Genomic DNA, 18,046 nt, shown 5'->3' with positions numbered 1-18,046 from the left:
CTATGTGGACGCGCGGGCCCGCGACCGCCGGCGAGGATCGGTTGCCCTGGCTGGTGACCGACCGTGGCATCGCGACCGCCGTGGTCGCGACGATGGCCCTCGGACTCACGGCGTTGCTGTGGATGCTGCAGGTGGCCGGCGACGCACCCACGGCGGCGCAACGGTCGACGCTGCGGATCGACGCCATCAAGTACGGCGTCGGATATGTGGCGGCTGCCGGCGGGCTGGCGGCGCTCCTGCTCGCGGTGCGCCGGCAGCGGCTGGCGGAGCGGGCGTACGAGTTGGCGCAGCAGACCCAGGCCCACACCGAGCAGGACGCGCGGGAGCGGCGGGTGACGGAGCTCTACACGAAGGCGGTCGAGCTGCTCGGCTCGCCGGACGCGGCGGTGCGGCTCGGCGCCCTCTACGCCCTGGACCGGTTGGCCCAGGACAACGTCGGGCAGCGGCAGCCCATCGTCAACGTGGTCTGTGCGCTGCTGCGCATGCCGTTCGCGCCGCCGGTCGCGCCGGGTCAGCGGGGTGCCCGCAACGGTGGCCGGGATCCGAACGAGCAGCTCCAGGTCCGGGTCACGGCGCAGGGCATCCTGACGCGACACCTCTGCTGTCCACCCGGCAGCGCCGACGCGGATGTCGCCGGGAGCCCTGAGCAGACGTTCTGGCCGGGCATCGACATCGACCTCACGGGCGCGCGGCTGGTCGACTGGAGCATCGAACGGGGCCGGCTGCACCGCGCTGTCTTCACCAGGGCGACCTTCGACGGCCGAACCCGCTTCGACAGTGCTTCGTTCGCCGACGCGGCGAGCTTCGCGGGCGCCGTCTTCGCCGCACAGGTCGATTTCGGCAAGGTGCGGTTCGACGGTCCGGCGCGGTTCGACGACGTGCGGTTCCAGGGCGTGGTCACGTTCGAGGAGGCCTCGTTCGGGGCGGTCGCCGACTTCGACCGCGCGGTCTTCGCACACGACGCTGAGTTCAGCGACGTGGTGTTCGGCCGGGCCGCCGGCTTCGCCGCCGCGACGTTCCTGGGCCGGGCGCTGTTCCGCACGGCCCGGTTCACGGGGGTGGGCGGCTTCCGCGAGACCACGTTCCACCGCCGAGCCAACTTCAGCGCGGTCTCGTTCGCGGAGGCGGCGGCCTTCAGCGACGCGAAGTTCCACCGCGACGCGGAGTTCGACCACGCCGAGTTCGGCGGCGAGGCCTGGTTCACCGACGCGGAGTTCGCGACAGAACCAGACTTCACCGACGCCCGCCGCGCCGACCGCACCCGCCACGCCGACTGGCCGGCCGGCTGGCGCGAAACAACAGACCCGACGGACCTCAAGGGCGGCCGACTGCTGCCGGTCGAGGCCGCCCAACCATCCGACTGACCGCCAAGCCGGCCAGCCCAACGGGTGAGGGTCCGCGGCCCGCCGGCCTGCCTCGCCGCGACCCGATCGCCACGCAACAGCGGGGCAGATCGAGCAGCGCGGTGTCCGGACCCGGACGGACCAGCACCGCCTGGCCCCATGTCTTCGTCGAAGTCCTCGCTCAAGGCATGTACCAGCCCCACCTACCCGACGTCCTCGTCTAACGCAGGGCCGCGGGCGGGGCTCAGCGGGCCGCTGTGTGGGCCGCTTGCCGGATGTCCTCGTCCGGGTCGTCTGTTGCGAGGCGGTGGAGCAGGGCCGCGACCGCGGCGTCGCTGTGCCAGAAGCGGGCCAGTGCCTGCACCGCGGTCAGTCTCACCGCGGGTGCCGGGTCGCCGGCCGCCAGGGTCAGGGCCGTGTGCAGCGACTCCGCGGTGACCGGCCAGCCGGAGACGATGATCTGGAGGACCAGGGAGCGGACGGCCGGGTGCTGCTCGGCGGTCGCGCGGCGGACCAGCAGCGGCAAGGTCGCCGCGTCGTCGTGCCAGCCGCTGGCTATCGAGCGTAGGACGCCCGCGCGGACGTGTTCGTGTGGGTCGTCCGTGGCGCGGCCGAGCAGGAGGCCCAGCGTTTCCGGGTCGTCGTGCCAGCCCACGGCGACCGCCTGCACCGCCGCTCGCCGGACGATCTCGTGGGTGTCGTTCATCGCGCAGCCCCGCAGCAGCGTCAGTGCACCCGGCTCGTCCGGCCATCCGTCGGCGATCATCCAGACCGCCGCGCGGCGGATGAACTCGTGGCGGTCCTGCTGTGCGCCGGCGCAGAGCAGGGCGTAGGTCTCCGGTTCGTTGTGCCAGCGGGCCACCAGTGCGCGCATGACCAGGTTGCGGACGTCCTCGGCCGGCTCGTTCGCGAAGCGCGCGTGCAGCCAGGTCCGGACGCCCGGTGACTCCGCCCAGCCGTCAGCGATGTGGTGGACCGCCGTCATCCGGACGTCGACGTCGGGGTCGTCGACCGCGCACCGCAGCAGCCACGGCAGCGTGTCGTCGTCGTCGCGACCGGCGGTGGCCAGCGACGTCACCGCGGCGCGGCGTACGGACGCCGACCGGTCCCGCGACGCCGTCTCGCGCAACCAGATCTCGACCAGCGGATCCTCGTGCCAGGTCTCGCTCAACAGGCGCACGCCGGTGCTGCGTACCCGATCGTTCTGGTCGTTCTGCGCCCGCTGCCGCAACCACCCTTGGAGCGCGTCGTCATGGCGGACGTGCGGGCCCAGCGCCTCCAACGCGACGAGGCGCACGTCGGCGCTCGGATCCCGCTCCGCCAGCCCGCGCAGCACCTCGACGAACCCCGGAACCCCGAACCCGATGCCCGCCAGTGCCTGCAGGACCGCCTCCCGGACCTCACCGCTCTCGTCACCGAGCCGGCCGAGCAGGTCCGCCGCGGTGCCCGGGTCGTTCTCCGCGATCGCGGTGACCGCCGCCTGCCGTACGCCGGGGTGATGGTCCGACACGGCACGGACCCGCAGCCACGCGGTGTCCCCCGGCCAGCCCTTCGCGATCGCCGTGAGCCCCGCCCGGCGCACGTCCGCGCTCGGATCCGCCTCGGCCCGGTCCTGCAGCCAGGAGCGGCTGCCCACCTCGCCCGCCCAGAGCGCGGCCACCAGGCGCAGCGCGGCCTGCCGCACGTGTTCGTGCGGGTCGGTGCCGCCCTGCCGGAAGACCAGCGCCCGGATGGCACTGTCGCCGGGCCACCGCTCGGCGATCACCTCCAGCGCGGCGGAGCGGACGTAGTGATGCCCGTCCCGGGTGGCCCGTCCGGTGAGCAACGACCGGGTGTCCGGGGCGTCGATCCAGTGCGTCGCCAAGGCCCGGACCGCGGTACGCCGGATCTCCTCGTTCTCGTCGTCCACCGCGCGCGCCCGCAGCAGGCCCAGGGTCGATTTCTGCTGCCCGGCCAGCGCCACCATCGCCTGCAGCGCGCCGAGCCGGACGACCCAGCTCGGGTCGGCGGCGCACTGCCTGCGGACGATCTCCAGGCTGCGCTGGTCGGTCGGCCAGCCCTGGACCAGGCCGACCGCCGCGGCGACCCGATGGTTGACGCTCCAGCCGTGACTCGCGCGGAGCTCCAGGAACGCCCGCAACTCGGGATCGTCCCCGCCCAGGGTGACCGCCACCCGCGTCGCCGTCAGCCCCGTCACCGGGTCGTCCGCCTCGACGAAGCCGCTGCGCTGGAACCAGGAGAGGTACGTCTCGCGCCCCGGCCAGTACGCCGCGAAGGTCATGAGGACCGGCAGGACGGACTGTTCGATGGCCCGGTTGACCGAGTCGCTGTAGGAGCGCGTCACCCGGCGGTGGGCCACCGTCAGCAGCCGGATCAGCTGGTCGATCGCGGCGCGGCAGGAATCGGCCAGCAGACCCAGCTTGCGCACCTCGCCGATGCACCGGATCGCGACCAGGATGTGGTGCGGCTCGACGTCGTCGCCGGCGGCCCAGTGCGGATCGGCCGACAGCATGCGCAGCACGGCCGCGTTGACGAAGCGCTCGTCGAGCATCCCCGCGGTCAGTTGCAGCACCTCGTGCCACGACACCTCCCGGCACCGCCGCCCGAAATAGCCGTCGACGAGATCCGCCTCGCTGAGGCTGCGCTCGTTGTTGAAGCGATGGACGATGTCGGCGGCAGTGAGATATTCCAGGAACGATCGGTGTACGAAGCCGTACACCTCACCGCCGAAGCGACTCAGGATGAAGTTCCTGTCACGGAACTGGCGCAGCATCTGCTCGGCCGCCACCCCGGCCTGCCCCAGGCTGATGTTGGCCGGGTCGCGTTGCTGCAGGAACGCGACGAACTCGGCCATCAGGTCCGGCCCGGTGATGTAGTTGCCCGACAGCCCGGCCGCGCTGTCCTGCAGCTTGCGGGCGATCAGCCGGAGCATCTCCAGGCGGTCGGCCGGGTCCAGGAACGGCAGGTCGCCCACGCGGTCGCTGACCAGGAACTTGCTCGGGTCCCAGTGCTCGACGAGGACCGTCACCGCGTGCTTGTAGACCGACGAGCGGTCACGCGGGAGGGCCTGCCGGCGGCCGATGATCGCGAGGATCGTCAGCAGCATCGGGTTGCCGGCGAGCTCACGGATCGCGGTGGAGGAGCCGATCACGTCCATCAGCCGACGTTCCAGCGGCGCCGCCGCGCCTTCGTCGCCGCCGCAGGCGATCACGTACCACTGGCGTACGAACAGGGCCATCCGGCCGAGATCGAGGTCCTGCAGCTTGTACCGCTTGAAGCCCGCCGCCTCCAGGACCGAGCGCTGATAGCCGACCGGCCGTGAGGTGACCACGATCCGCACCTTCAGGTGGCGCTCGGCGAAGCCGGCGATCTGGCCCGCCACCCGGTTGCGGCGGGCCGGGTCGAAGATCTCGTCGAGGCCGTCGAAGACGACGATCGCGCGGCCGTCCCGTTCCAGATGACCCTCGAGGAACGCGCGCGGCAGGCCCGTCGAGTGCTGCGCGTGCTGCCGGTCGAGGAAGTCCATGAAGTCACCGGCGGCGTGCTCGTCCTGCCGGCCGTACTCGCGTAGTTCCACCAGGATCGGCAGCCAACCCTCCAGCGGGGCCAGGGCGCCGTCGACCGTCGGCTCGGCCAGGCGCCGGGCGATGAACCTGGCCAAGGTCGACTTTCCTGAGCCCGGGTCACCGAGCAGCACCAGGCGTCGGCCCTCGCCGGCGATCAGGGGCAGGACGTCGACCGGGTCGCGCTGCTCGTACTGCCGGACGCGGTTCAGTTGGGCCTGGGTGATCGACCCCGGGAGCAGGCGCGGATCGGCGAGATCAGAGTCGCGCAGGCGCAGGGTCACCTCACGCGGGAGTTCGACGGGAGGGGGATCGGCTTTGACCTGTTGCGGTACGAACACCTGGATCAGCGGGATGATCGGATAATCATCCTGGTCATTCAGCGGAGTCAGGACCTCCAGGTCGACCCTGCTATAACGACTTCTGATGGCCCGCAGATAATCCGCGAGGGTGATTTCGCCCTGCTCATCAGGGTCGGCCGGACGGGTCAGCAGACCCGTCGATCGTTGGCCGGTCGACGGCTGCGCGGCCCACGCGATGACCGGCGCGGTGACAATCGCCATCGCGGCACCACCGATCGCGCTGGAATCATCGGGATCGAGGCCGATCACCAGTTGACAAAGGACCCAGGTGCCGGCGAATGCGCAGGCCGCAGCCAAGCCAACCAATGTCCAGCGCAGCAATGGCGTCACCGGCGGCCTCCCGCAGCAATGGAAGCACACGGTCACGGCTTGGGAGCACAGCGGAACGGCCGGATCTCTGCCCCCCGGAAAATTCACGATGAAATAAAGCTTCATCGGTGACAGCGGCGATTCCGACGGGCAGGATGTCCGACGGACTCGTGGTGTGTCGGCAGACGAGCATGCCCTCTGTACTCTGCCGATGGCTGCCGAATCCGCGCGCGGCGAGCGGCACATGCCAGCTCGGCGCCGCCGCGCGCGAACCTGCCCCAACCTAAGACCCACCACATGAGACTGTGGTTCAATTCACACGCCGGCTACGACCACGGAGGGTTACCGCCGTGGCCTCGGCGCCGCAGGCTCGTTACTCCAAGCTGGCAATACTCGTCCGGAAGCTCACTCATCAGGAGCACAAAGTGAACGCCGCAGCCGTGAGGACCAACAGCCTCGTCACCTCGTTAGGCACCATCCGGGAGGCCAGGTTGGACAGTCTCTCCGCGAGCCAGGTCGCCAAGGTGGTGCGCCGCATTGTCGATCATGAGGCGGTCACGCCCAAGCTGGACGTCGCGAAATTCAGCTCCGCCGTCTGATGCCCGACACCGCGGGTCGGATCACCGGCGGGCCGCACCCGCTGCGACAGTTCGTGCTGAAGGTGCACGGCCGATGTGATCTTGCCTGCGACCATTGTTACGTCTTCGAGCACGCCGATCAAAGCTGGCGTCAGAAGAGCAAAATGATCACGCCCGCCACCGTACGCGCGGTGGCGGGACGGATCGCCGAACACGCGAGCGCCTGGCACCTGCCGAGCGTCAGCGTGATCGTGCACGGCGGCGAACCATTGCTGCTCGGAGCGCACGGCCTCCGCAGCGTCCTGACCGAACTCCGGGCGACGATAGCGCCGGTGACCGACCTCCGCCTGGTCATGCAGACCAATGGCGTGCTGCTCACCGAGTCGATCTGCGACGTCCTGCTGGAGTTCGGCGTCAAGATAGGCGTCTCCCTCGACGGCGACCGATCCGCCAACGACCTGCACCGCCGTTTCCGCAACGGCGCCAGCAGCCACGAGCAGGTGCGCCGGGCACTGGCCATGCTGCGGCGACCCGAATACCGGTCGCTGTTCGGCGGCATATTGTGCACGATCGACGTTCGCAACGACCCCGTCGCCGTCTACGAGGCCTTGCGGGACGAACGACCGCCGAGCGTCGACTTCCTTCTTCCGCACGCCACGTGGGACACCCCGCCGCTGCGTCCGGGTGACGACACCACCCCGTACGCGACCTGGCTCGGTGTCATCCACGCCAACTGGGTGGCCGACGGGCGCCCGATGCGGATCCGGATGTTCGAGTCGCTCCTGTCGACCGCCGACGGCGGCCCCGGCGGCAGCGAACAACTCGGCACCGACGCGGCCGACCTGCTGGTGATCGACACCGACGGATCATGGGAGCAGGTCGACTCGCTCAAGACGGCGTACGCCGGTGCGCCCGACACCGGCATGTCGGTGTTCAGCCACTCGGTCGACGAGGTCTCCCGGCACCCGGCCGTCCACGAGCGACAGATCGGCGTCGCCGGCCTGAGCGCGACGTGCCAGGCCTGCCCGCTCGTGCGGCGTTGCGGCGGGGGCCTCTACGCCCATCGGTTCCGCACCGGCAGCGGCTTCGACAACCCGAGCGTCTACTGCGCCGATCTCCAGGAGCTGATCATGAACATCGACGGATCGGAACGGGCGCAGCAGGCGCGGGTCCGGCCGACCGAGGCGGAGCACACCACCCTCCTGGACGAGATCGCCACCGGCCACGGCGGCACGACCGCGATCCGGTGGCTGGCCGACAGCCAACTCTCCATCACCCGGGCGCTCGTGGTCGGCGTCGCCGACCTGCCGCGCGCCGACACGACGGCGACGGCCGGCTGGGAGACGCTGGTCGCCATCGAGCGCGCCGCGCCCGCCGCCGTCGACCAGGTCCTCGCCCACCCCTACCTGCGTCCCTGGGCCGTCGCCATGCTCAACAAACCCGACGAGCGGGTCAGCCGGTTGGCCAACCTGGCGGCCGCCGCGGGCCTGCGGGCCGGTGTCGAGACCGAGGTGGTGGTGCCGGTCGCCGGCGGGCTGGTCCACCTGCCCGGGCTCGGCACGGTGCGGCTGGGCGAAGCGCACGACGGCACGGCCGTGCTGTCGACCGGGCACCAGAGCTTCACGGTGCACCTGGACGACGAGAAGCTCTACGTCGACCTGGCCGGCCCGGCAGCGCCCTGGTGGCAGCCCGCGCCCCGGATCACCGACGACGGGCTCGACCTGATCATCGAGCACGGCGACCCGCACCGGGACTGCCACGGCTGGGGGCTGGCCAGCGCGCCGGAGGAGGCCCCCTGGCGCCAGGCGGTCGGCGACGCGTGGTCGATCATCAAGGAGGAGTCACCGCACCAGGTCGACGGGCTGCGTGCGGGACTCATGGCGATCGTCCCGCTGGCCGCCGACGAGGGCGACAAGAAGCGTGCCTCCACGGCCCGGGACGCGTTCGGCTCGGTGGCCGCCGCGCCGACCGACCCGGCGTCGCTCGCGGTGATCCTCGTGCACGAGTTCCAGCACAGCAAGCTCGGCGCCGTGCTCGACATGTACGACCTGTTCGACCCGAACTCGCCGGTGACCATGCGGGTGGGCTGGCGGCCCGACGAGCGCCCGATCGAAGGCGTCTTCCAGGGCACGTACGCCCATCTCGCGGTGGCCGAGATCTGGGGGCGGCGCGCCGCCCGGCCGGGTCCCGACCAGGCGGAGGCGGAGAAGATCGTCGACCGGTACCGGGCCTGGACCCTGGCCGCGGTCGACGGCCTGCGCGGCAGCGGCGCCCTCACGGCCCTCGGCGAGCGCTTCGTCGAGCGCATGGCCGGCGCGACGGAGACCTGGCGCTGATGACACCCGTCGCGCAGCGGGCGCACGACCTGCAACGGCTGGTCGACGATCTCCGGCGACTCGGCCTGCCCCAGGGCGGCCAGGTCCTCGTGCACTGCTCGATGCGCGCGCTGGGCTTCGTCCGCGGCGGCCCCGACACGCTGCTGTCCGCCATCCAGCAGGTCATCGGGCCGACCGGCACCGTGGTGGTGCCGACCCAGACGGCCAACAACTCGACGACCAGCCGCGACCACCACGCGGCGATCGCCGGAATGCGCCGCCGGCAGCGCAAGCGCTACGTCGAGGGGCTGCCCGGCTTCGACCGTGACCGGAGCCCGTCGTTCCGGATGGGCCTGCTGGCCGAACACGTGCGGACGCGGCCGGACGCCGTCCGCAGTGGTCATCCGCAGACGTCGTTCGCCGCGATCGGCCCGTCGGCCGGCACCCTCATGGCCCGGCACCGGCTCGATTCGCATCTGGGTGACGAGTCGCCGCTCGCGGCCCTGCACGACGCCAACGGATACAGCCTCATGGTGGGCGTCGGCTACGACAAATGCACGGCGCTTCATCTCGCGGAATACCGGCTGCCGAAGGGTGTGCCGACGCGGACCAAGCAATATCGCTGCTTCGTCGCCCGTGGCCGGCACCGGACCACTCTGCTGTTCCGAGCAATTGACCTTGATGATAGTTGCTTCCCCCAGTTGGGCGAGAGTCTCGACAGCCGGCCGTTCGTGCGCACCGGGTCCGTCGGAGACGCGTACGCCCGCCTGATACCGATCAAAGACGCGGTGGATCACGCCATCGGGTGGATAGCTCGATGGAGAACGGCCCATTAGGGCGCTGACACATTGACACAGTCGGATTACCCTCTGTAGAACGTCGCGGTTCCGCCGACGGGACGCTCACCAGGGGGCTCGATGCAGGTTGACGACGTCGCTTCGCGTGCGGCCCGACCCGTGGCCATCGCGCGGTGACCCCCGCCGGGCCGAGCCGCGAGGCATATTTCTACCTCAGTCATGCCCGCCAGAAGTCCGGTGGAGTCGACTACTGGGTCCGCACCTTCTTCGAGGACCTGCATGACGAGGTGCGCGACCGCCCCCGCCGCAACCCGGAGCTCGACATCGGCACCGGCGACCTGCAACCGACCAGCGTGGACCGTGACAGCGAGATCGACCGCGCGGTGGCCGGCGCGCGGGTGTTCGTGCCGCTCTTCTCCCCCGAATACGTCGCGGCGCCACCCCGCGACAGCCAACTCTTCCTCGACAGCAACGTGCCCGCGGGGCAGCGGATCAGCAAGGTCCAGCCGGTCCTCTGGGTGCCGCTGCCACCCGATCGCCGCTTCCCCCACCTCACCGCGGCTCTCGAGCTCGGCGGCGACCTGCCCGACTACGCCCGCCACGGCCTGTCGGCCCTGTCCCGGCTGCGTTCGCACGCCAACGACTACGGAACGGTCGTCCGTCGACTCGCCGGCCGCATCGTCGAAGCCGCGGAGCTGCCCGCCGCGGGCGCGCAGGCCGAACCGGTCCGGCTGTCGCTGCCAGTGCGGGCCGGCATCTCGTTCATCATCGCGGTGATCGCCCCGAGCGAGAACCGCATCGCCTCGCACCGGCAACGCAACTGCTACGACTCGCGGCCGACCAACTGGCGCCCGTTCCGGAACGACAACTACCTGCCGATCGCCGACCACACCGCGCGGGTGGCCGGAGCCATGCGCATGCCGACGTTGATCGTCGACTTCGCCGGCAACGACAACTTCCTGGACACGTCCCCGGGAGTGATCCTCGTCGACCCCTGGGTGCTCGAGCACCACGGCGGTCGGGAGATGGTCCGCGCGGCGTTCGACGCCTTGCGCCAGTGGGTGACGATGGTCGTCGTGGTCGATCGCAACGACCCCCAGTACGACCAGGGTTCGTTGCTGATCGACGAGGTCGTCCAGATCGGTCGCGGCAACGCCAACCACAAGGTCGTCCGCGACCAGGACGAGTTCAAGCAGCAGATCGGGAAGCTGATCTCGCGCGCCCGTAGGCACTACCTCAACCGCCCGCCGGACGAAGACCCGTCCGGATAGCGAAGCGTCCGCACGACCCGTCGAGCTCCCGCCCACCGGAAGAGGACTTCGATGACAGAGAACCGCAACGGCCAGGTCGTCACCTTCTACTCGTACAAGGGTGGCACCGGACGCACGATGGCTCTGGCCAACGTGGCGTGGATCCTGGCCGCGAACGGGAAGCGGGTGCTCGCGGTCGACTGGGACCTGGAGTCGCCGGGGCTGTTCCGGTTCTTCGCACCGTTCATGAAGCCGGACGCACTGCCCAGCGCTCGGGGGGTCATCGAGCTGATCCAGGAATACGAGTGGGCGACCGCCGGCGGGCGCCGGCCCGACGACTGGGCCGAGCTGTACGCCACGGTCCAGAAGTACTCGTTCTCGCTGCGCTGGGACGACTTCCCCGGTGACGGCACGCTCGACTTCCTCTCGGCGGGCCAGCAGAACCACGACTACGCCACGACCTTGGCCGCGACGAGCTGGGACGACTTCTACGAGAACCGGTCCGGCGGCGAGTTCTTCGACGCGCTGCGGCTCGACATGAAGGCAAACTATGACTACGCGCTGATCGACAGCCGCACGGGGCTCAGCGACGTCGCCGACATCTGCACCAAGCAACTGCCCGACGTCCTCGTCGACTGCTTCACGCTGAGCGGCCAGGGCATCGACGGCGCCGCGCAGGTGGCCCGGACCGTCCGGGACGACTACGGCCGTCGCAAGATCCGGATCCTGCCGGTGCCGATGCGCGTCGACCCCGCCGAGAAGCAGAAGGCCGACGCCGGTCGCGTGGTGGCGCTCCAGCGCTTCGCCGGGCTGCCGGCCGAGCTCTCCGACCAGGACCGTCAGCTCTACTGGGCCAAGGTGCAGGTGCCCTACCAGGCCTTCTACGCGTACGAGGAGGCGCTGGCCACGTTCGGCGACAACCCCGGCAGTCCCGGCACCCTGCTGAGCGCGTACGAGGCGATCGCCGGCTACATCACCAACGGTGCGGTCACCTCGCTGCCCGTGGTCGATCCGGCCCTGCGGGCCCTGGTCAACGCCCGGTTCGAGCGCCGGCCGACCCCGGTCGAGGACGCCGTCGTGCTGCGCTACTCGGCGGTCGACCAGGTCTGGGCGGAGTGGGTCGACCACGTGCTCACGGCCGCCGGCGTCCGGGTGCTGCCCGCGCTGCCGCCGGAGGTCAACCCCGACGTGGTGCTCGAGGACCCGGAACCGGACACGCAGTCGGCCCGCGCCGCCCGGGAACTGACGATCATCTCGCTGGCGAACGCGGCCGAGCAGAGCGTGTACGTGCCGTCGGACGCCGCGACGGAGGAGCCGCTGGCCATCTACGTCGCCGACATGACGCCCCTCGACAACGTGCTGATCCCGAACTCGGCGTTCATCGCGGGCCTGCCGGAGCGCACCGCGGCGGAACGGGTGCTGGCCCTGCTCAACCGCTCGCCGGTGGACGTGCCGGGCAAGCTGGCGGGCGCGCCCCGGTTCCCCGGCACCGAGACCGAGATCTTCAACGTGCCGGCGCGCAACAGCCGGTTCACGGGCCGGGAGAGCCACCTCTGGCGGCTGCGGTCGCTGCTGCAGGCCGGTGCCACCGCCACGGTGGCCCTGCTCAGCCGGCAGACGACCGGGCAGCAGGGCATGCCGGTCACGCTGCAGGGCATGGGCGGTGTGGGCAAGACCCAACTGGCGATCGAGTACGCGCACCGCTTCCGTTCCGCGTACGACGTCGTCTGGTGGATGAGCACCGACCCGATCGGCGACATCGAGAACTCGCTGACCGACCTGGGCAACCGCCTCGGCATCCACACCGAGTGGTCGGGCCCCGAGACGGCGCGGGCGGTCGTGCAGGCGCTGAACCGTACCGCCGAGCGCTGGTTGTTGATCTATGACAACGCCGACGATCCCGAGGATCTCCGGGCCTACCTCCCCGAGGGTCGGGGGCACGTGCTGATCACCTCGCGCAACCCGTCGTGGAGTGATCGCGCCAAGGAACTCCCGGTCGACGTCTTCCAGCGCCGGGAGAGCGTGGCGCACCTCATCCAGCGGGTTCCGGAGATGCGGCCCGAGGACGCCCGGGCGGTCGCGGAGCAACTCGCCGACCTGCCCATCGCCATCGCGGCCGCGGGTGCCTGGCTCGCCGACACCGGCACGTCGGTCGACGACTACCTCAGCCTCATCCGCGACCGTGGCCCGAGCGCCATGAAGGAGCCGACCTCCGACGAGTCGATCGACAAGACCTGGGACCTGTCGCTCAACCGCCTGCGGGAACGCTCACCGGCCGCCTACCGGCTGTTCCAACTGTGCAGCGTGATGGCCCCGGAGATCGCGCTGGACCTCGTCTACGGCGACGAGTTGGCCGCCTTCCTCAAGCCGTACGACGCGAGCGTCTCGGAACGGGTCGTTCGCGGGTCGCTGGTCCAGCAGATCAACCGGCTGGCGCTGCTGCGCGTCGACCAGCGGGGCGAGGGCCACAGCCGGGACAGCGGCCGCAGCGGGCAGATCCTGGTGCACCGGGTGCTGCAGGCGGTGGTCCGGTCCCGGATGTCCGCCGACGAGTTGGAGGACGCCCGGCGCCAGGTGCAGAGCGTGCTCGCCGCCGGCCGGCCCGAAGGCGACGTCGACGAGGACGAGAACTGGCCGCGATTCCGGATGCTCTGGCCCCACCTGGACATCGCCGACGTGGTGCACAGCGACTCCGAGGCGGTGCGCCGCCTGATCATCGACCGCGTCCGGTACCAGTGGATCCAGGGTGACGCGATCTCCGGACGGGTCCGGGCCGCCAACGCGGTGCGGATCTGGACCGAGAAGCTCGCGGCGATCCCGGCCGACCGCAGCGAGGAGCGCGACACGCTGGAGCGGCAGTTGCTGCACCTCAAGTTCAACATGGGCAACCTGCTGCGCGACCTCGGCGAGTTCGAGGCGTCCCGGGCCATGAACGCCGAGGTGCTGCAGCGGCAGACCGAACTGTTGGGCCCCGAACACCCGCACACGCTGATGACGGCGGGCGGACTCGCCGGCGACCTGCGCGGCATCGGCCGGTACGCGGACGCGCTGGAACTCGACCAGCGAACCTACCGGTCCTGGTTGGAGAGCCACGGCGAGGAGCACCCGCGTACGCTCGCCGCCCTCAACAACCTCGCCGCCTGCAACCGCCTGCTCGGCGACTTCCGCACGGCGCGCGAACGGGACGAGCAGACGCTGCGCGGCCGCCGGGTCGCGCTCGGCGACACCAACCCGTTCACGCTCGCCTCGGCCGCCCACGTCGCACGCGACATCCGGGACGCGGGCGACTACGAGCGGTCCGTGGTCGCCCTGACCACGGTGTACGAGTCCTGCGTGGCGACCCGCGGCGCCGAGTCGCGGGCCGCCCTGACCTCACGCTCCAACCTCGCCGTGTCGCTGCGCAGCGCGGGTCGCCACAGCGAGGCGGTGCAGATCCACGAGGAGGTCTACGAGAAGCTCAACGAGCGGTTCGGCAAGGACAACCCCGAGACCCTCAGCTGTCGGGTCAGCCTCGCGCTGAGCCGGCTGGCGGTCGGCGACCCCGTCCAGGCCTCGCGGGACTTCACGGATCTGGGCGCCTACTTCCGCGACAAGTTCGGCGAGAACCACCCGCACACGCTGGTCTGCGCCAACAACCGGGGCATCGCCGAACGCGCCGCCGGGAAGCCGGACGAGGCGCGCATCTGGGTGGACCTGGCGGCCGAGGGACTGCAGACCGTGTTGGGGGCGGTGCATCCGTACACGCTCTCGTCGCACATGAACCGAGCCATCTGCGAGGTCGACGCCGGTCGGCTCGAACAGGCCCTGACGATCTTCGAGGCGACCGCCGACGCGATGGAGGCGGTGGTCGGGCCCGACCATCCCAACACGTTGCGCTGCCGGGCCAACGTCACGCTGGTCCTCGCGGCGCTCGACCGGCCGGAGGCGGAGGAGCAGATCGAGACGGCTCTGCACCGCCTGGTCGAACGGGTCGGCGGCGAGCACCCCGTGGTGCGGGCCTTCCGCCGGCGGCACTATCTCTATCGGATCATCGATCCGCACCCGTTCTGATCAGCCAGGCCAGGATCCGGGGCAGCACCTCGACGGCGCCGAAGTGCGCGGAGTCGGTCTGCACGCGCACCTCCGCCCCGGGGATCCGGTTGGCCAGCCACCAGAGGTGGTTGATCGGCGAGAACGTGTCGTCCTTGCCGTGCCAGAGCAGCACGCGGCCCGCGATGGCGTCGAAGGGAAAGTCCCAGTCGTCGCGCAGGGCGAGCACGTCGTCGATCCAGCCGTACGGGCCGCAGCGGAGGCCTTCGGCGTAGGTCTGGGTGAGCAACCGCCGGAAGACGGCGCTGTCGACCACCCGTCGATCGGATTCGGCCATCTGCGTGCGGAGGAATTCGAGCAGGCTCTCCGGGTCGCGAATTATTCGGTCGGCGCGGAGGCGGAGATGCTCCGCCAGAATGCTCCGGTCACGGTCGGCCGTCGAATAGCCGCGCACATTGTCGGCCGCCATTCCGTCGAACCAGTCCAACCCGGCGGCGTTGGACGGCGCGAGGCCGACCAGGGCGGCGGTGCGGGTGACCCGGTCGGGCAGCAGGGCGGCGCAGGCCAGCGCGTGGGGGCCGCCGCCGGAGCGGCCCACCACCGCGAACCGTTCGAGGCCGAGATGGTCGGCGATCGCGTCGACGTCCCGCGCGGCGTCGGCCACGCGTCGCCCGGGGCTGCGCGACGAAAGCCCGTAACCGGGGCGGTCGTAGCTGATGAGCCGGATGCCCAGGCGGTAGAGGACGCCGCTGCGCGGCTTGGGCCCACTGCGGGAGCCCGGAGTGCCGTGCAGCAGAAAGACCGGATGACCATCAGGGGCGCCCGAGACCGCCACCGCCAACCGCCGTCCCCCGTGAACCACAACGTCGTGCTCGGCCAGCTTTTGGTGGGGCATTCGGCCCGCCTCCGGTATTGGCGTGGATGGCGAGCCAACATGATAACTGGCGGGCATGGATGAATGGCCGGTTCACGTCGAAAGGGGCTGTCCCGTTTCCGATCCTTTCAGCAAGCGCCGAATGACCCAAATATTCTTACTCGACGGTGACCGACTTCGCGAGGTTGCGGGGCTGGTCCACGTCGTGGCCGCGGGCTGCGGCGATCTCGCAGGCCAGCACCTGCAACGGGACCGTCGTGACCAGCGGGGCCAGCAGGGTCGGGGTGCGGGGCACGGAGATCACGTGGTCCGCGTAGGGCAGGACCGCCTCGTCGCCGTCCTCGGCGATGACGATCGTGCGGGCGCCGCGGGCGCGTACCTCCTGGATGTTCGAGACGATTTTGTCGTGGAGCATGCCGCGGCCCGCCGGTGACGGGACCACGCAGACCACCGGCGTGCCGTGGTCGATCAGGGAGATCGGGCCGTGCTTGAGCTCGCCCGCCGCGAAGCCCTCGGCGTGCATGTAGGCGAGCTCCTTGAGCTTGAGCGCGCCTTCCAACGCCACCGGGTAGCCGACGTGGCGGCCGATGAACAGCACCGTGCCGGCGCTGGCCAGGTCGCGGGCCAGCGCGCGGACCGGGTCCATCCGGTCCAGCAGCGCGCGCAGCTTGTCGGGCATCTCCTGGAGCTGGGCGACGACGGCGCCGACCTCGTCGGCGTACTTGATGCCGCGGACCTGGGCCAGGTGCAGGCCGATCAGGTAGCAGGCGACCACCTGGGTGAGGAACGCCTTCGTCGACGCGACCGCGATCTCCGGGCCGCCGTGGGTGTAGAGCACCGCGTCGGACTCGCGCGGGATCGTGGATCCGTTGGTGTTGCAGATGGCGAGCACTCGGGCCTTCTGGTCCTTGGCGTGCCGGAGCGCCATCAGGGTGTCCATGGTCTCGCCCGACTGGGAGATCGCGACGACCAGCGTCGAGCGGTCGAGCACCGGGTCGCGGTAGCGGAACTCGCTGGCCAGCTCGACCTCGCACGGGATGCGGGTCCAGTGCTCGATGGCATATTTGGCGACAAGCCCGGCATGGTACGAGGTGCCGCAGGCGACGATGAAGATCTTGTCGACGTCGCGGAGGTCCTGGTCGGTCAGGCGCACCTCGTCGAGGCGGATCTCGCCGTGCTCCGTCAGGCGGCCCAGCAGGGTGTCGGCGATCGCCTGGGGCTGCTCGGCGATCTCCTTGAGCATGAAGTAGTCGAAGCCGCCCTTTTCGGCCGCCGACGCGTCCCAGTCGATGTGGAAGTCGCGGCCGGCCGCCGGGGCGCCGGCGAAGTCGGTGATCTCGATGGCCTCGGGGGTGATCAGGACGACCTGGTCCTGGCCGAGCTCGATCGCCTCGCGGGTGTGCTCGATGAACGCGGAGACGTCGCTGGCCAGGAAGTTCTCGTCGACGCCGCGACCGACCACGAGCGGCGAGTTGCGGCGGGCCGCGACCACCGCGCCGGGCGTGCCGGCGTCGGTCGCGAGCAGTGTGAACGCGCCTTCCAGGCGCCGGCAGACGCGGCGCATCGCCTCGGCCATCGCCTGCGGGCCGTCGAGGTGGGGCTGCTCCAGGTGCACGGCGGCCAGGGCGATCTCCATCAGGTGCGCCGCGCACTCGGTGTCGGTGTCGCTGGCGAACTCGATGCCCGTGGCTTCCAACTCGGCCCGCAGGACCGCGAAATTCTCGATGATGCCGTTATGGATGACCGCGACCCGGCCGTTGCGCGACAGGTGTGGGTGGGCGTTACGGTCGGTCGGGCCGCCGTGGGTGGCCCAGCGGGTGTGGCCGATGGCGGTCGTGCCGGTGCCGATGTGGGTCTCGGCGGTGTCGATCGGCAGCTCGGCGAGGGCCTTCTCGAGGTTGGCCAGCTTGCCGGCGCGCTTCTCGGTCAGCAGGCAGTCAGCCCCGACGACGGCGACGCCGGCCGAGTCGTAGCCGCGGTATTCGAGCCGCCGCAGCCCGTCGAGCACGATGCCGAGCGCCGGTCGGGCGCCCACGTAACCCACGATTCCACACATGAGGAGGACTCTAGCCGAAAATCGCTCATGGCGCGTGCTCGAAAGTGTGCCTATCAATCATCTGACATGAGCGATGCATCGAGTACGGTCCGTGTCCGCCGACCCGGCCGGGCAGCGCGGGTGAGACCGGCCGTTGTGGACAGCAACCGGTACTGTCGGGCCGTATCGCCGCGGCCGGGCCCTTCCGTCTCCTGACGCATTTCCGCTTGTCCACGGCATCGGATTCGGGGACGCTCGACGGCGTCCCAGCGCCGCGGGTGGCCAGCCCTCGGCCGCCCCTCGCTTGGAGCGCAGATGAGCCGTCATAACCCTCCCGAGCCGGCCGCCGCGGGCCCCGAACCGGGAGGCGACGAGCAGCAGGCCGACAGGACCCAGGCCCATCCGCCTCCGCCGCCGTTCCCGGCGTCGACCCCGGCCCCACCGGCCCCGGACGCCGACGCGACGGCGCCGGTCTCCGCGGCCCCGACGCCGCCGGTCAGCCCGGCGCCGCCGGCCCCGTCCTCGGCCGGCGACGCCACCCAACCGGTCGATGCGACTCCGCCCCCAGCGCCGACGCCGCCGGTCAGCTCC

The 18,046-nt window shown here is 70.8% G+C and carries 9 protein-coding genes and 1 pseudogene; 7 read left to right on the top strand and 3 right to left on the bottom strand.

What is annotated here, in order from left to right:
* Positions 1-2: 2 nt before the first annotated feature.
* Complete coding sequence (locus Asi02nite_RS12265) at positions 3-1,364, top strand: pentapeptide repeat-containing protein (RefSeq protein WP_203712626.1); 1,362 nt, start codon at positions 3-5, stop codon at positions 1,362-1,364.
* A 223-nt stretch (positions 1,365-1,587) separates the two neighbouring features.
* On the opposite strand, the gene Asi02nite_RS12260 is transcribed toward Asi02nite_RS12265, so the two are convergent.
* Complete coding sequence (locus Asi02nite_RS12260) at positions 1,588-5,469, bottom strand: HEAT repeat domain-containing protein (RefSeq protein WP_203712625.1); 3,882 nt, start codon at positions 5,467-5,469, stop codon at positions 1,588-1,590.
* Between the two features lie 458 nt (positions 5,470-5,927).
* On the opposite strand from Asi02nite_RS12260, the gene Asi02nite_RS12255 reads away from it, so the two are divergent.
* From Asi02nite_RS12255 to fxsT, 5 genes are all read left to right on the top strand, one after another.
* Positions 5,928-6,176, top strand: coding sequence for a hypothetical protein (locus Asi02nite_RS12255; RefSeq protein WP_203712624.1), 249 nt, complete (start codon positions 5,928-5,930; stop codon positions 6,174-6,176).
* The gene (locus Asi02nite_RS12250) at positions 6,176-8,491 is read left to right on the top strand and encodes an FxsB family cyclophane-forming radical SAM/SPASM peptide maturase (protein ID WP_203712622.1); all 2,316 of its coding nucleotides are present in this window, start codon (positions 6,176-6,178) and stop codon (positions 8,489-8,491) included. The genes Asi02nite_RS12255 and Asi02nite_RS12250 overlap by 1 nt, the downstream gene beginning before the upstream one ends.
* Positions 8,491-9,306 carry an AAC(3) family N-acetyltransferase gene (locus Asi02nite_RS12245; RefSeq protein WP_203712621.1) on the top strand — a complete coding sequence of 272 codons (816 nt, stop codon included), beginning with the start codon at positions 8,491-8,493 and terminating at the stop codon, positions 9,304-9,306. The genes Asi02nite_RS12250 and Asi02nite_RS12245 overlap by 1 nt, the downstream gene beginning before the upstream one ends.
* A gap of 134 nt (positions 9,307-9,440) precedes the next feature.
* On the top strand, positions 9,441-10,538 hold the full coding sequence (gene fsxC / locus Asi02nite_RS12240; protein ID WP_203712620.1) for an FxsC protein: 1,098 nt from the start codon (positions 9,441-9,443) through the stop codon (positions 10,536-10,538).
* A 51-nt stretch (positions 10,539-10,589) separates the two neighbouring features.
* Entirely contained in the window at positions 10,590-14,567 is a 3,978-nt protein-coding gene (gene fxsT / locus Asi02nite_RS12235; RefSeq protein ID WP_203712619.1) for an FxSxx-COOH system tetratricopeptide repeat protein, read from the top strand.
* On the opposite strand, the gene Asi02nite_RS12230 is transcribed toward fxsT, so the two are convergent.
* Together Asi02nite_RS12230 and glmS are read right to left on the bottom strand one after the other, a co-directional pair.
* Positions 14,545-15,441 carry an alpha/beta fold hydrolase gene (locus Asi02nite_RS12230; RefSeq protein ID WP_203712618.1) on the bottom strand — a complete coding sequence of 299 codons (897 nt, stop codon included), beginning with the start codon at positions 15,439-15,441 and terminating at the stop codon, positions 14,545-14,547. The genes fxsT and Asi02nite_RS12230 overlap by 23 nt on opposite strands.
* A gap of 136 nt (positions 15,442-15,577) precedes the next feature.
* A complete protein-coding gene (gene glmS / locus Asi02nite_RS12225; protein WP_203712617.1) occupies positions 15,578-17,476 on the bottom strand; it encodes a glutamine--fructose-6-phosphate transaminase (isomerizing) in 1,899 nt (632 codons plus the stop codon).
* Positions 17,477-17,770: 294 nt separating this feature from the next.
* Here glmS and Asi02nite_RS12220 point away from each other — a divergent pair.
* Positions 17,771-18,046, top strand: a pseudogene (locus Asi02nite_RS12220) (hypothetical protein); the annotation flags it as partial.

Origin of the sequence: Asanoa siamensis (genome assembly GCF_016862555.1) — a bacterium.
Lineage (GTDB): Bacteria > Actinomycetota > Actinomycetes > Mycobacteriales > Micromonosporaceae > Asanoa > Asanoa siamensis.
Note: the sequence above shows the minus strand (reverse complement) of the source record. Positions and strands in the feature narration are given on the sequence as shown.